We start from the raw sequence: 13,668 nt of genomic DNA, 5'->3' as shown, positions 1-13,668 counted from the left end.
TGGAGTAAATCACCATGTCTGAAGGCTGGAATATTGCCATTCTGGGCGCAACGGGCGCCGTAGGCGAAGCCCTGCTCGATACGCTGGCTGAACGCCAGTTCCCGGTCGGTGAAATCTATGCGCTGGCGCGTAATGAAAGCGCCGGTGAGCATCTGCGTTTTAACGGTAAATCGGTCATAGTGCAGGACGTTGCAGACTTTGACTGGACGCAGGCACAGCTGGCATTTTTTGTTGCGGGCACTGAAGCCACCGCGGCATGGGCTGAAGAAGCAACCAATGCCGGTTGCCTGGTGATCGACAGCAGCGGTCTGTTCGCGCTTGAGCCAGACGTTCCGCTGGTGGTTCCGGACGTTAACCCGTTCGTGCTGGCGGATTACCGTAACCGCAATGTGATTGCGGTGCCTAACAGCCTGACCAGCCAACTGCTGTCTGCGCTGAAACCATTGATTGATGACGGTGGCCTCTCACGTATTACGGTAACCAACATTATCTCGGCTTCCGCTCACGGTAAAAAAGCCGTAGACGCACTGGCCGGACAAAGCGCGAAATTGCTTAACGGCATCCCGATTGACGAAGATGATTTCTTTGGTCGTCAGCTGGCGTTCAATATGCTGCCGCTGCTGCCCGATCGCGAAGGTAGCGTGCGGGAAGAGCGTCGTATTGTTGATGAAGTGCGCAAGATTATGCAGGATGACGGCCTGTTAATTTCAGCCAGCATCGTGCAGTCACCCGTGTTCTACGGTCATGCACAGATGGTGAATTTTGAAGCGCTGCGCCCGCTGGCCGCAGAAGAGGCGCGTGATGCCTTTTCTCGTGGTGAAGATATTGTTCTGTCAGAAGAGACCGATTTCCCGACTCAGGTTGGCGACGCGTCAGGTACTCCGCACCTTTCCATTGGCTGCGTGCATAACGATTACGGCATGCCTGAGCAAGTTCAGTTCTGGTCTGTGGCAGACAACGTGCGCTTTGGCGGCGCGTTAATGGCGGTGAAAATTGCGGAAAAACTGGTGCAGGAGTACCTGTACTAATGTCTGACCTGCAACAGCCGTCAACTCATAAAATTGCGCTGGGCATTGAGTACGATGGCAGCAAATATTATGGCTGGCAGCGCCAGAACGAAGTGCGTAGCGTTCAGGAAAAACTGGAAAAAGCGCTCTCTCAGGTGGCGAATGAACGCATTAATGTCTTTTGTGCGGGACGCACGGATGCGGGCGTTCATGGCACAGGGCAGGTTGTTCACTTTGAAACGACGGCACAGCGTAAAGATGCGGCCTGGACACTGGGGGTAAATGCGAATTTACCTGGTGACATCGCTGTACGCTGGGTGAAAGCTGTACCTGATGATTTTCATGCCCGATTTAGCGCTACGGCTCGCCGTTATCGCTACATCATCTACAATCATCGGTTGCGTCCTGCGATTTTAGGTAAAGGGGTAACCCATTACTATGAGCCGCTGGATGCTGAGCGTATGCATCGTGCAGCCCAGTGTCTGATTGGCGAAAATGATTTTACCTCGTTTCGGGCGGTGCAGTGTCAGTCGCGCACACCGTGGCGTAACGTGATGCACATTAACGTTGAACGTTTCGGTGCGTATGTGGTGGTGGATATTAAAGCGAATGCCTTTGTACATCATATGGTCAGGAATATTGTCGGCAGCCTGATGGAAGTAGGTGCCCACAACCAGCCGGAGAGCTGGATAGCAGAACTGTTAGCGGCGAAGGACAGAACGCTGGCAGCGGCAACGGCGAAAGCGGAAGGACTGTATCTGGTTGCAGTAGATTACCCGGATCGGTTCGACCTGCCAAAACCGCCTATGGGCCCGCTATTTCTGGCGGACTAATTTGAGTCGTATAAAGGCATAACTATGGATCTGATTTACTTCCTCATCGATTTTATCCTGCACATTGATGTGCACCTGGCGGAGCTGGTCGCGGAATACGGTATCTGGGTATACGCTATTCTGTTTTTGATTCTGTTCTGCGAAACGGGACTGGTGGTCACGCCGTTCCTGCCAGGAGATTCGCTGCTGTTTGTTGCTGGTGCGCTTTCTGCGCTGCCAACGAACGATCTTAATGTTCATCTGATGGTGGCGTTGATGATAGTGGCGGCGATTGTGGGCGATGCGGTGAACTACACCATCGGGCGATTGTTTGGCGAGAAGCTGTTCAGTAACCCAAATTCCAAAATTTTCCGCCGCAGCTATCTGGATAAAACCCATGCGTTCTATGAGCGTCATGGCGGTAAAACCATTATTCTTGCGCGTTTCGTTCCTATCGTACGGACATTTGCGCCGTTTGTTGCCGGTATGGGACACATGTCCTACCGTCATTTTGCGATGTATAACGTCGTAGGCGCGCTGCTGTGGGTATTGTTGTTCACCTACGCAGGCTACCTGTTCGGCGATTTGCCGATCGTTCAGGAAAACCTGAAATTACTGATTGTGGCGATTATCGTTCTTTCCGTATTGCCGGGCGTAATTGAAGTGATTCGCCATAAGCGTGCTGCGTCACGGGCTGCAAAATAGAAAGTAACTCAGCGGTTCGACCACTTTTTTATCCAAAGTTTCGGGCTGTTATGTTTTAATGTGCAACATTCATGGTCTGTTAGGGGCAAAAATGGCATTATGCGCCCCTTATAACAAAGCTGACTAGGGTTCAGGCAGAAAGGTCACCAATGAGCTGGATTGAACGAATTAAAAGCAACATTACTCCCACCCGCAAGGCAAGCATTCCTGAAGGGGTGTGGACCAAGTGTGATAGCTGCGGTCAGGTTTTATACCGTGCTGAGCTGGAACGTAATCTTGAGGTCTGTCCGAAGTGTGACCATCATATGCGCATGTCGGCGCGCAATCGCCTGCATAGCCTGTTAGATGAAGGTTCTCTTGTGGAACTGGGTAGCGAGCTTGAGCCGAAAGACGTGCTGAAGTTTCGTGATTCCAAAAAATACAAAGACAGACTGGCTTCTGCGCAAAAAGAAACCGGCGAGAAAGATGCGCTGGTGGTGATGAAAGGCACGCTGCATGGTATGCCGGTCGTTGCTGCAGCATTCGAGTTCGCGTTTATGGGCGGCTCCATGGGCTCTGTGGTCGGCGCGCGTTTTGTCCGTGCCGTTGAGCAGGCACTGGAAGACAACTGTCCGCTGATCTGCTTCTCCGCTTCTGGCGGGGCGCGTATGCAGGAAGCTCTGATGTCTCTGATGCAGATGGCAAAAACCTCTGCTGCGCTGGCGAAAATGCAGGAACGCGGTTTACCGTATATTTCTGTACTGACCGACCCAACAATGGGTGGTGTTTCCGCAAGCTTCGCGATGCTGGGCGATCTCAACATTGCAGAACCGAAAGCACTGATCGGCTTCGCGGGTCCGCGTGTTATCGAGCAAACCGTACGTGAGAAACTGCCGCCGGGATTCCAGCGCAGCGAGTTCCTGATTGAAAAAGGCGCTATCGATATGATTGTCCGCCGTCCGGAAATGCGCCTGAAACTGGCAAGCATTCTGGCGAAGCTGATGAATCTTCCTGCGCCGAATCCGGATGAGCCGCGTGAAGGCGAGGTGGTATCTCCGGTACCCGATCAGGAATCAGAGGCCTGATAACTTACTCTATGGATTTCGAGTTGCAGGAAGGCGGCATGAGAGTGAACCCCGATGAGCCTGCACAGGCAAGTGATTCGGGTGAGCGAGAGCAGCCAACACACCTGCAGCTTGAAAGACGACGAGTAAAAAAGGGCAGGGCCAACTGGCGCTGCCTTTTGCTTTTTTCTACGTAATAAAATTACAGGCATCATGGACAATAAACGTATTCCTCAAGCCGCGTCGCCCCTGGCGTCGTGGCTTTCTTATCTGGAAAACCTGCACAGTAAAACCATCGATCTTGGCCTTGAACGCGTAAGCCAGGTAGCGCGCAAACTGGGTGTGTTGAAACCCGCGCCATTTGTGTTTACGGTGGCAGGAACCAACGGAAAAGGCACGACCTGTCGTACGCTGGAATCGGTGCTGGCCGCAGCAGGCTATAAAGTCGGAGTGTACAGTTCACCGCATCTGGTGCGCTACACGGAGCGCGTGCGCGTGCAGGGGCGTGAACTGCCGGAGTCAGCGCATACCGCATCGTTTGCTGAGATCGAAGATGCGCGTGGCGATATTTCTCTGACCTATTTTGAATACGGTACGTTATCGGCGCTCTGGCTGTTTAAACAGGCGCAGATGGATGTCGTTATTCTGGAAGTGGGGCTGGGCGGGCGCCTTGACGCCACCAATATCGTTGATGCTGATGTGGCTGTGATCACCAGTATTGCGCTTGATCATACCGACTGGCTGGGCCCGGATCGCGAAAGCATTGGTCGTGAGAAAGCGGGCATTTTCCGCGCTGAGAAACCGGCTATCGTCGGCGAACCTGAAATGCCTTACACCATCGCGGATGTCGCGCAAGAGTGCGGGGCAATTTTGCAACGCTGCGGCGTGGACTGGCGCTATGCGGTTACTGAGAACGACTGGTCGTTTACGGATGCTCACGGAACGTTGGCGCATCTGCCGTTGCCGCAGGTTCCACAACCTAACGCTGCTACCGCACTGGCCGCGCTGCGCGCAAGCGGGCTGAACGTTAGCGAGCAGGCCATTCGTGACGGCATCGAACACGCGATTTTGCCGGGACGCTTCCAGATTGTGAGCGAGTCGCCGCGAGTTATTTTCGATGTTGCCCATAACCCGCATGCGGCAGAGTATCTGACCGGACGTCTGAAAAAGTTAGTGAAAAGCGGGCGTGTACTTGCGGTTATCGGTATGCTACATGATAAAGACATTGCCGGTACGTTAGCCTGGTTAAAAAGCGTGGTTGACGTCTGGTACTGTGCGCCCCTGGAAGGGCCGCGTGGCGCAACGGCAGAACAATTGCTGGAGCATCTGGGCAAAGGCGACGCCTACGATAGCGTGGCGCAGGCATGGTCTGCGGCACTGGCTGAGGCGAAGCCAGAAGATACCGTGTTGGTGTGTGGATCGTTTCACACTGTCGCACATGTCATGGAAGTAATAGACGTGGGGAGAAGCGGTGGCGAGTAAGTTTCAGAATCGATTAGTCGGCACAATTGTGCTGGTCGCGCTGGGGGTGATTGTGCTCCCTGGGCTGCTTGACGGGCAGAAAAAACATTATCAGGATGAGTTTGCGGCGATCCCTCTGGTGCCGAAACCCGGCGATCGCGATGAACCAGATATGATGCCAGCGGCAACGCAGGCGCTGCCGACCCAGCCGCCGGAAGGGGCGGCAGAAGAGGTTCGTGCGGGAGATGCTGCCGCGCCATCGTTGGATCCTTCACGTTTGACGACGGCAAACAGCGCGGAGTTAGATCCTGTCCCAGCGCCCGTAGAGCAGCCGAAACCCAAACCGAAGCCGCAGCCTGTTGCCGTCGCTCCGACGCCTGCTCCTGCGCCAGCCCCAGCGCCTAAACCGGCTGCTGAGGAACCGCCAGCGCCGACCGGGAAAGCGTACGTTGTACAACTCGGTGCGCTGAAAAATGCGGATAAGGTCAATGAGATCGTGGGCAAACTTCGTGGCGCGGGCTTCCGGGTATATACTTCCCCGTCAACGCCGGTGCAGGGTAAAATAACCCGCATTCTCGTGGGGCCGGACGCCTCCAAAGATAAGCTGAAGAACTCGCTGGGCGAGTTGCAGAAGATCTCTGGTTTGAGTGGCGTCGTGATGGGGTACACCCCTAATTAAGGGATTGCGCTGTTTACGGCGCAGCTCTTATTCAGGCCGGATTCGGTGTTTTCATCGCTATCCGGCAGTGCCCGAAGAGGCATAAAACGGTATGGCGTTGAAGATTTTTTCAGCGCCATTTTTATTTACGCGTGGAAAGGAAATCCCTACGCAAACGTTTTCTTTTTCTGTTAGAATGCGCCCCGAACAGGACGACAGGGCGTAAAATCGTGGGACACATATGGTCTGGATTGATTACGCCATTATCGCGGTGATTGGTTTTTCCTGTCTGGTTAGCCTGATCCGTGGCTTTGTTCGTGAAGCATTATCGTTGGTGACTTGGGGTTGTGCTTTCTTTGTCGCCAGCCATTACTACACTTACCTGTCTGTCTGGTTTACGGGCTTTGAAGACGAACTGGTTCGAAATGGGATTGCTATCGCGATACTGTTCATCGCGACACTTATCGTCGGCGCTATCGTTAACTTTGTGATAGGCCAGCTGGTAGAGAAAACAGGCCTGTCGGGTACCGACAGGGTGTTGGGGATTTGCTTCGGAGCTCTGAGAGGGGCGCTGATCGTCGCCGCCATCTTGTTCTTTCTCGATACATTTACCGGTCTGTCGAAAAGTGAAGACTGGAGTAAGTCGCAGCTGATCCCGCAGTTCAGTTTCATCATCAGATGGTTCTTTGACTATCTGCAAAGCTCGTCAAGTTTCTTGCCCAAAGTATAAACTTTGGGTTGTTGCTGAACGAGGAAAAGACGTATGTGCGGTATTGTCGGTATCGCCGGTGTTATGCCGGTAAACCAGTCGATTTATGACGCGTTAACGGTGCTCCAGCATCGTGGCCAGGATGCCGCTGGCATCATCACCATTGATGCCAACAACTGCTTCCGCTTGCGTAAAGCGAACGGAATGGTGAGCGACATTTTTGAAGCGCGCCACATGCAGCGTTTGCAGGGCAACATGGGCATTGGTCATGTGCGTTACCCAACGGCTGGCAGCTCCAGCGCCTCTGAGGCCCAACCTTTCTACGTCAACTCACCGTATGGCATCACGCTTGCCCACAATGGCAATCTGACCAACGCACATGAGCTGCGTAAAAAGCTGTTTGAAGAAAAGCGCCGCCACATCAATACCACTTCAGATTCTGAAATTCTGCTGAATATTTTCGCCAGCGAGCTGGATAATTTCCGCCACTATCCGCTGGAAGCCGACAATATTTTTGCTGCTATTGCCGCAACCAACCGCCAGATCCGCGGCGCCTATGCCTGCGTGGCGATGATTATCGGCCACGGTATGGTTGCTTTCCGCGATCCGAACGGCATCCGCCCGCTGGTGCTGGGTAAACGTGATATCGGCGATGGTCGTACCGAATACATGGTGGCCTCCGAGAGCGTAGCGCTGGATACGCTGGGCTTTGAATTCCTGCGCGACGTTGCCCCTGGCGAAGCGGTTTATATCACCGAAAAAGGTCAGTTGTTTACCCGCCAGTGTGCCGATAACCCGGTCAGCAATCCGTGCCTGTTTGAATACGTCTACTTCGCACGTCCTGACTCCTTTATCGACAAGATTTCCGTCTACAGCGCCCGCGTAAACATGGGTACCAAGCTTGGCGAAAAAATTGCTCGTGAATGGGAAGATCTGGACATTGACGTGGTGATCCCGATTCCGGAAACCTCCTGTGATATCGCGCTGGAAATTGCCCGTATTCTCGGTAAGCCGTACCGTCAGGGTTTTGTGAAAAACCGCTACGTGGGCCGTACCTTTATCATGCCAGGCCAGCAGCTGCGCCGTAAATCCGTGCGCCGTAAACTGAACGCCAACCGTGCGGAATTCCGTGATAAAAACGTGTTGCTGGTGGATGACTCCATCGTGCGCGGTACGACCTCAGAACAGATTATCGAGATGGCGCGTGAGGCCGGCGCGAAGAAGGTGTATCTGGCCTCTGCTGCCCCGGAAATTCGCTTCCCGAACGTTTATGGTATCGATATGCCTACGGCGACGGAGCTGATTGCTCATGGTCGCGAAGTGGACGAGATTCGCCAGATAATTGGCGCAGATGGTCTTATCTTCCAGGATCTGAACGATCTGATTGAAGCCGTCCGTGCTGAGAACCCGGATATTCAGCAGTTTGAATGTTCCGTGTTTAACGGCGTGTACGTCACCAAAGACGTCGACCAGCAATATCTCGATTTCCTCGACTCCCTGCGTAATGACGACGCCAAAGCGATTTTGCGTCAGAACGAAGCGGAAAACCTTGAGATGCACAACGAAGGTTAATGTTTGCTCGCAAGCAAGGGCGCAACCTGCACCCTTGCTTGCAACTCACCGTAATTTCCTGCAAAGTCGGCCCTGAGCAAGTAAGGGCGATTACACATGAAACGACTCATCATTGGTATTTCTGGCGCAAGCGGGGCAATTTACGGCGTGCGCCTGCTGCAGGTTTTGCGTGACGTTACCGATGTGGAAACCCATCTGGTGATGAGTGCCGCTGCCCGGCAGACGCTGGCGCTGGAAACGGACCTCACCGTGCGTGACGTACAGGCGCTGGCGAATGTGACTCACGATACGCGCGATATCGCCGCCAGTATCTCTTCCGGCTCTTTTCAGACCGCCGGAATGGTTATCCTGCCGTGTTCCATTAAAACGCTTTCCGGCATCGTTCATAGCTATACCGATGGGCTGCTGACCCGTGCGGCAGATGTGGTGTTGAAAGAACGCCGCCCGCTGGTGCTGTGCGTGCGCGAAACGCCGCTGCATTTGGGGCATCTGCGCCTCATGACCCAGGCGGCAGAAATTGGCGCAGTAATTATGCCGCCTGTCCCGGCGTTCTATCATCGCCCGCAAACGCTCGATGATGTGATTAATCAAACGGTTAACCGCGTGCTTGACCAGTTTGATATTACCCTTCCACAGGATCTGTTCACCCGCTGGCGAGGGGCGTGAGCCGTTCCATTAGCGTGCAAAGAAACATCTGTTGCCCTGTTTCAGGGCAATTTTGTAACCGCGATCATATCCTCAACATTTAATTCGTTAAAACTCAACGAAACGCTGCGGTTCAACCGTCAGACCTGCTATCTTCAAAATCAGGACATTATTGCAACGTTTTATTAACATATTTAACGTCGAATATCCTCATCGACGCGAAAATGGCATAAGACCTGCATGAAAAAGTCTGCAAACACACAACACAACGTAAAACATAATAAAATTACGCCACTTGAGGGTTATGTATGAAGAAGACGGTTCTTGCTTTGTCTTTGCTGGTAGGACTTTCCGCCACCGCGGCCAGCTACGCAGCACTTCCGCAGACGGTTCGTATTGGTACAGATACAACATACGCACCTTTTTCCTCTAAAGATGCCAAAGGCGACTTTGTCGGCTTTGATATCGATCTGGGAAACGAGATGTGTAAGCGCATGCAGATCAAATGTACCTGGGTTGCCAGCGATTTTGATGCTCTGATCCCGTCGCTGAAAGCGAAAAAAATTGACGCCATTATCTCCTCGCTTTCTATCACCGAGAAGCGTCAGCAAGAGATTGCGTTCTCAGACAAACTTTACGCAGCAGACTCACGTCTGATCGCCGCGAAAGGTTCCCCAATTAAACCGACTCTGGATTCCCTCAAGGGTAAACACGTTGGCGTGCTGCAAGGCTCTACTCAGGAAGCCTATGCCAATGACAACTGGCGTAGCAAAGGCGTGGATGTGGTGGCCTATGCGAACCAGGATCTCATTTATTCTGACCTGACGGCGGGTCGTCTCGACGCGGCGTTGCAGGATGAAGTCGCGGCCAGCGAAGGCTTCCTGAAGCAGCCTGCCGGTAAAGACTACGACTTTGCAGGTCCTTCGGTAAAAGATAAAAAATACTTTGGCGACGGAACCGGGATTGGTTTGCGCAAAGATGACACCGAGCTGAAAGCCGCTTTTGATAAAGCGCTGGGTGAACTGCGCAAAGACGGCACTTACGACAAAATGGCGAGTAAGTATTTTAACTTCAATGTCTACGGCGATTAATACGCCGCAGCGGGGAATTGACTGCACCATTGCGGGTAACCATTACGGTGCATAATACATTCAGTGCACTTTTTTGGTGCTTTTGTCGTTGGCTTAATAAGCATGAGTGCATACTTAAGCGCTTTTCATGCAAATAAATACCGCCGACAGGGTAGAATGCTTTGCCTTGTCGGCCTGATTAATGGCACGATAACTGCACCTGGTCCTGTAAAGATCCCCTATAAAAGACAGTCTGTTGAGGATAGTTATGAAAAAACTGGTGTTGTCTCTTTCTCTGGTTCTGGCTTTCTCCAGTGCTACCGCAGCATTTGCCGCCATTCCGCAAAAAATTCGTATCGGTACCGATCCTACTTATGCGCCGTTCGAATCGAAAAATGCGCAGGGTGAATTAGTCGGTTTTGATATCGATCTGGCTAAAGAGCTGTGCAAACGTATCAATACGCAATGTACCTTCGTGGAAAACCCGCTGGACGCACTGATCCCTTCGCTAAAAGCGAAAAAAATCGATGCGATCATGTCCTCGCTTTCCATTACTGAAAAACGTCAGCAGGAAATTGCCTTTACCGACAAGCTTTATGCAGCCGACTCGCGTCTGGTTGTCGCTAAAGATTCTGCTATTCAGCCGACTATTGAGTCGCTGAAAGGTAAACGTGTCGGCGTGCTGCAGGGCACGACTCAGGAAACGTTCGGTAACGAGCACTGGGCGCCAAAAGGCATTGAAATTGTCTCCTATCAGGGACAAGACAATATCTATTCTGACCTGACTGCCGGGCGTATTGACGCCGCATTCCAGGATGAAGTCGCGGCCAGTGAAGGCTTCCTGAAACAGCCGGTCGGTAAAGATTACAAATTCGGCGGCCCGTCTGTGAAAGACGAGAAGTTATTCGGCGTGGGTACTGGTATGGGGCTGCGCAAAGACGATAACGAGCTGCGCGAAGCGCTGAACAAAGCCTTTGCTGAAATGCGCGCTGACGGGACTTACGAGAAGCTGGCGAAAAAGTATTTCGATTTTGATGTTTACGGCGGTTAATCACCGCAGGTGCTGATAAAGCCCGTAGATTTTTGACGCGTTGAATTTATGCCTGATGGCGCTGCGCTTATCAGGCCTACGGTGATTTTGTAGGCCGGATAAGGCAAAGCCGCCATCCGGTATTTAACGGTTAGTCTGAAATCAAAAGAGGCTTACTACTCCACCACACACGACAGGACAGGCAGCATGTTGTATGGCTTTTCAGGTGTTATTTTACAGGGCGCAATTGTTACGCTTGAGCTGGCACTCAGCTCGGTGGTACTGGCGGTTCTGATAGGTCTTGTCGGCGCGGCAGCTAAGCTGTCGCAAAGCCGGGCAATGGGGCTTATTTTCGAAGGGTACACAACGCTTATCCGCGGGGTTCCCGATCTCGTCTTAATGCTGCTCATCTTCTACGGGTTACAAATTGCGCTGAATACCATTACCGATGCCATCGGTATCGGCCAGATTGATATCGATCCGATGGTCGCGGGTATAATTACGCTTGGGTTTATCTACGGCGCCTATTTTACCGAAACGTTCCGTGGTGCGTTCATGGCTGTGCCAAAAGGTCATATTGAGGCCGCGACGGCATTCGGTTTTACCAGCTCACAAATATTTCGCCGCATTATGTTCCCGGCGATGATGCGCTATGCCTTACCGGGAATAGGCAACAACTGGCAGGTCATTCTTAAGGCCACGGCGCTGGTGTCACTGCTTGGACTTGAAGACGTAGTGAAAGCCACTCAGCTTGCCGGGAAGAGTACCTGGGAGCCGTTCTATTTTGCCGTGGTGTGCGGGGTCATCTATCTGGTGTTTACCACCGTGTCTAATGGTGTGCTGCTGTACCTTGAGCGCCGCTACTCCGTGGGTGTGAAGAGGGCTGACCTGTGATTGAGATTATTCAGGAATACTGGAAGTCCCTGCTGTGGACTGACGGATATCGCTACACTGGCGTTGCTATCACTCTCTGGCTGCTGATTTCGTCGGTGGTGATGGGCGGGATACTGGCGCTGTTTTTGGCGATTGGTCGCGTTTCCAGTAATAAATTTATCCAGTTTCCCATCTGGCTGTTCACCTATATTTTTCGTGGCACGCCGCTGTACGTTCAACTTCTGGTGTTCTATTCCGGGATGTATACGCTGGAGATCGTCAAAGGAACGGACTTCCTTAACGCATTTTTCCGCAGTGGGCTGAATTGTACCGTGCTGGCATTGACGCTGAATACCTGTGCCTACACGACGGAGATTTTCGCCGGGGCTATTCGTTCCGTACCCCATGGTGAGATTGAAGCCGCGCGCGCATACGGTTTCTCGTCATTCAAACTGTATCGCTGCATTATTTTACCTTCCGCGCTGCGTATTGCGCTGCCGGCTTACAGCAATGAAGTCATTTTAATGCTGCACTCCACAGCGCTGGCATTTACCGCCACGGTGCCTGATTTGTTGAAGATCGCCCGCGATATCAACTCGGCAACGTATCAGCCGTTTACCGCCTTCGGTATTGCCGCCGTACTGTATTTGATTATTTCGTATGTCCTGATTAGCCTGTTCCGTAAAGCGGAAAAACGCTGGTTGCAGCATGTATCCTCTAAATGATTCGAGTAACACGATGTCTGAAAATAAATTAAACGTTATCGATTTACATAAGCACTACGGCGAACATGAAGTGCTGAAAGGGGTATCGCTGCAGGCCAATGCGGGTGATGTTATCAGTATTATTGGTTCGTCAGGTTCGGGTAAAAGTACCTTCCTGCGCTGCATTAACTTTCTGGAAAAGCCGAGTGCCGGAACGATTGTGGTTAGCGGTCAGAATATTGGCCTGGTGCGCGACAAAGACGGTCAGTTGAAGGTTGCAGATAAAAATCAGCTGCGTCTGCTACGCACGCGACTGACGATGGTCTTTCAGCACTTCAACCTGTGGAGTCACATGACGGTGCTGGAAAACGTGATGGAAGCGCCGATTCAGGTGCTGGGGCTGAGCAAGCAGGAAGCCCGCGAACGTGCGGTGAAGTATCTGGCTAAAGTGGGCATTGATGAGCGCGCGCAGGGCAAATATCCGGTGCATCTGTCCGGTGGTCAGCAGCAGCGTGTTTCCATTGCCCGTGCGCTGGCGATGGAGCCGGAAGTGTTGCTGTTTGATGAACCCACGTCGGCACTTGATCCTGAGCTGGTGGGTGAAGTGCTGCGTATTATGCAACAGCTGGCCGAAGAGGGTAAAACCATGGTGGTCGTGACCCACGAAATGGGATTCGCTCGACATGTCTCCACGCACGTGATTTTCCTGCATCAGGGGAAAATTGAGGAAGAGGGCGACCCGGAGCAGGTATTCGGTAATCCGCAAAGCCCGCGTTTGCAGCAGTTTCTCAAGGGCTCGCTGAAATAAGTAAGTTGCCCGGAGGCGTTACGCTTTCCGGGCCTACCGCTTTAACGCGCTGTACTCCAGACGATAAACCCAGTCGTCATACGCTATGCCGTTCACTTCATAGGCTTTTTCAAGCACCTGAGTGCGTATAAATCCTGTTTTTTCCAGAATGCGTATCGACCCGGTATTTCCGGCTAATACATAGGCATTTATCGCCGTTACGCCAGCCTGTTGAAAGGCATAATCGCACACGGCACGTACGGCTTCGCTGGCAATCCCTTTTCCCTGCGCCCGCGGCGTGATGGCATAGCCAATATCAGCTTCCTGAGGATAAAGATGGCTTATCTGTAAGCCAATATCGCCCAGCTGCGCCGTGTTGTTGTGCTCCCGGATAACAAAGGTATGTCGAGCGGAAAGGCGTCTGGCGAAGAGCAGGCGAGTATCTTTGGTTGGGGCGATATCACCCATGAAACGCATGACGTCCGGATTTTCTCGTAGCCGCTGGAAAAAAGGCCAGTCAGCGAGTTGGTATAAAGAGAGAGTAAGTCGGGGTGTTGATATTATCGCCATAACGTCGCCATTGTGGTATTTG

The 13,668-nt window shown here is 52.5% G+C and carries 15 protein-coding genes; 14 read left to right on the top strand and 1 reads right to left on the bottom strand.

What is annotated here, in order from left to right:
• Nucleotides 1-14 precede the first annotated feature (14 nt).
• The 14 genes from AL515_RS16845 (at nt 15) to hisP (ending at nt 13,097) form a co-directional block, all read left to right on the top strand.
• Nucleotides 15-1,028 carry an aspartate-semialdehyde dehydrogenase gene (locus tag AL515_RS16845; RefSeq protein WP_048211052.1) on the top strand — a complete coding sequence of 338 codons (1,014 nt, stop codon included), beginning with the start codon at nt 15-17 and terminating at the stop codon, nt 1,026-1,028.
• On the top strand, nt 1,028-1,840 hold the full coding sequence (gene truA, locus AL515_RS16840; protein WP_061068229.1) for a tRNA pseudouridine(38-40) synthase TruA: 813 nt from the start codon (nt 1,028-1,030) through the stop codon (nt 1,838-1,840). Before AL515_RS16845 ends, truA begins: the two co-directional genes overlap by 1 nt.
• A 24-nt stretch (nt 1,841-1,864) precedes the next feature.
• Entirely contained in the window at nt 1,865-2,524 is a 660-nt protein-coding gene (locus tag AL515_RS16835) for a DedA family protein (RefSeq protein WP_003028140.1), read from the top strand.
• A gap of 149 nt (nt 2,525-2,673) precedes the next feature.
• Complete coding sequence (accD, locus tag AL515_RS16830; protein ID WP_003839317.1) at nt 2,674-3,588, top strand: acetyl-CoA carboxylase, carboxyltransferase subunit beta; 915 nt, start codon at nt 2,674-2,676, stop codon at nt 3,586-3,588.
• Between the two features lie 192 nt (nt 3,589-3,780).
• Nucleotides 3,781-5,049: a bifunctional tetrahydrofolate synthase/dihydrofolate synthase gene (gene folC / locus AL515_RS16820; protein ID WP_061068228.1), complete on the top strand. Its 1,269-nt coding sequence runs from the start codon at nt 3,781-3,783 to the stop codon at nt 5,047-5,049.
• Entirely contained in the window at nt 5,039-5,707 is a 669-nt protein-coding gene (gene dedD / locus AL515_RS16815; protein ID WP_061068227.1) for a cell division protein DedD, read from the top strand. Before folC ends, dedD begins: the two co-directional genes overlap by 11 nt.
• Nucleotides 5,708-5,927: 220 nt before the next feature.
• The gene (cvpA, locus tag AL515_RS16810) at nt 5,928-6,416 is read left to right on the top strand and encodes a colicin V production protein (protein ID WP_005129678.1); all 489 of its coding nucleotides are present in this window, start codon (nt 5,928-5,930) and stop codon (nt 6,414-6,416) included.
• Nucleotides 6,417-6,449: 33 nt separating this feature from the next.
• The gene (purF, locus tag AL515_RS16805; RefSeq protein ID WP_005129677.1) at nt 6,450-7,967 is read left to right on the top strand and encodes an amidophosphoribosyltransferase; all 1,518 of its coding nucleotides are present in this window, start codon (nt 6,450-6,452) and stop codon (nt 7,965-7,967) included.
• 96 nt (nt 7,968-8,063) lie between these two features.
• Complete coding sequence (locus tag AL515_RS16800) at nt 8,064-8,633, top strand: UbiX family flavin prenyltransferase (protein ID WP_061068226.1); 570 nt, start codon at nt 8,064-8,066, stop codon at nt 8,631-8,633.
• A gap of 287 nt (nt 8,634-8,920) precedes the next feature.
• Nucleotides 8,921-9,703, top strand: a complete 783-nt coding sequence (gene argT / locus AL515_RS16795) for a lysine/arginine/ornithine ABC transporter substrate-binding protein ArgT (protein WP_003028123.1) — start codon at nt 8,921-8,923, stop codon at nt 9,701-9,703.
• A 247-nt stretch (nt 9,704-9,950) separates the two neighbouring features.
• Entirely contained in the window at nt 9,951-10,733 is a 783-nt protein-coding gene (gene hisJ / locus AL515_RS16790) for a histidine ABC transporter substrate-binding protein HisJ (RefSeq protein WP_003028120.1), read from the top strand.
• A 186-nt stretch (nt 10,734-10,919) separates the two neighbouring features.
• A complete protein-coding gene (locus AL515_RS16785) occupies nt 10,920-11,606 on the top strand; it encodes a histidine ABC transporter permease HisQ (protein ID WP_003028118.1) in 687 nt (228 codons plus the stop codon).
• Nucleotides 11,603-12,310 carry a histidine ABC transporter permease HisM gene (gene hisM, locus AL515_RS16780; protein WP_003028116.1) on the top strand — a complete coding sequence of 236 codons (708 nt, stop codon included), beginning with the start codon at nt 11,603-11,605 and terminating at the stop codon, nt 12,308-12,310. Before AL515_RS16785 ends, hisM begins: the two co-directional genes overlap by 4 nt.
• Nucleotides 12,311-12,323: 13 nt before the next feature.
• A complete protein-coding gene (gene hisP, locus AL515_RS16775; protein WP_061068225.1) occupies nt 12,324-13,097 on the top strand; it encodes a histidine ABC transporter ATP-binding protein HisP in 774 nt (257 codons plus the stop codon).
• A gap of 33 nt (nt 13,098-13,130) precedes the next feature.
• On the opposite strand, the gene AL515_RS16770 is transcribed toward hisP, so the two are convergent.
• The gene (locus AL515_RS16770) at nt 13,131-13,646 is read right to left on the bottom strand and encodes a GNAT family N-acetyltransferase (protein ID WP_071887365.1); all 516 of its coding nucleotides are present in this window, start codon (nt 13,644-13,646) and stop codon (nt 13,131-13,133) included.
• Between the last annotated feature and the right edge of the window lie 22 nt (nt 13,647-13,668).

This window comes from Citrobacter sp. FDAARGOS_156 (assembly GCF_001559235.2).
Lineage (GTDB): Bacteria > Pseudomonadota > Gammaproteobacteria > Enterobacterales > Enterobacteriaceae > Citrobacter > Citrobacter youngae.
The sequence above is the reverse complement of the archived record's forward strand: the minus strand, read 5'-3'. Positions and strand labels throughout refer to the sequence as shown.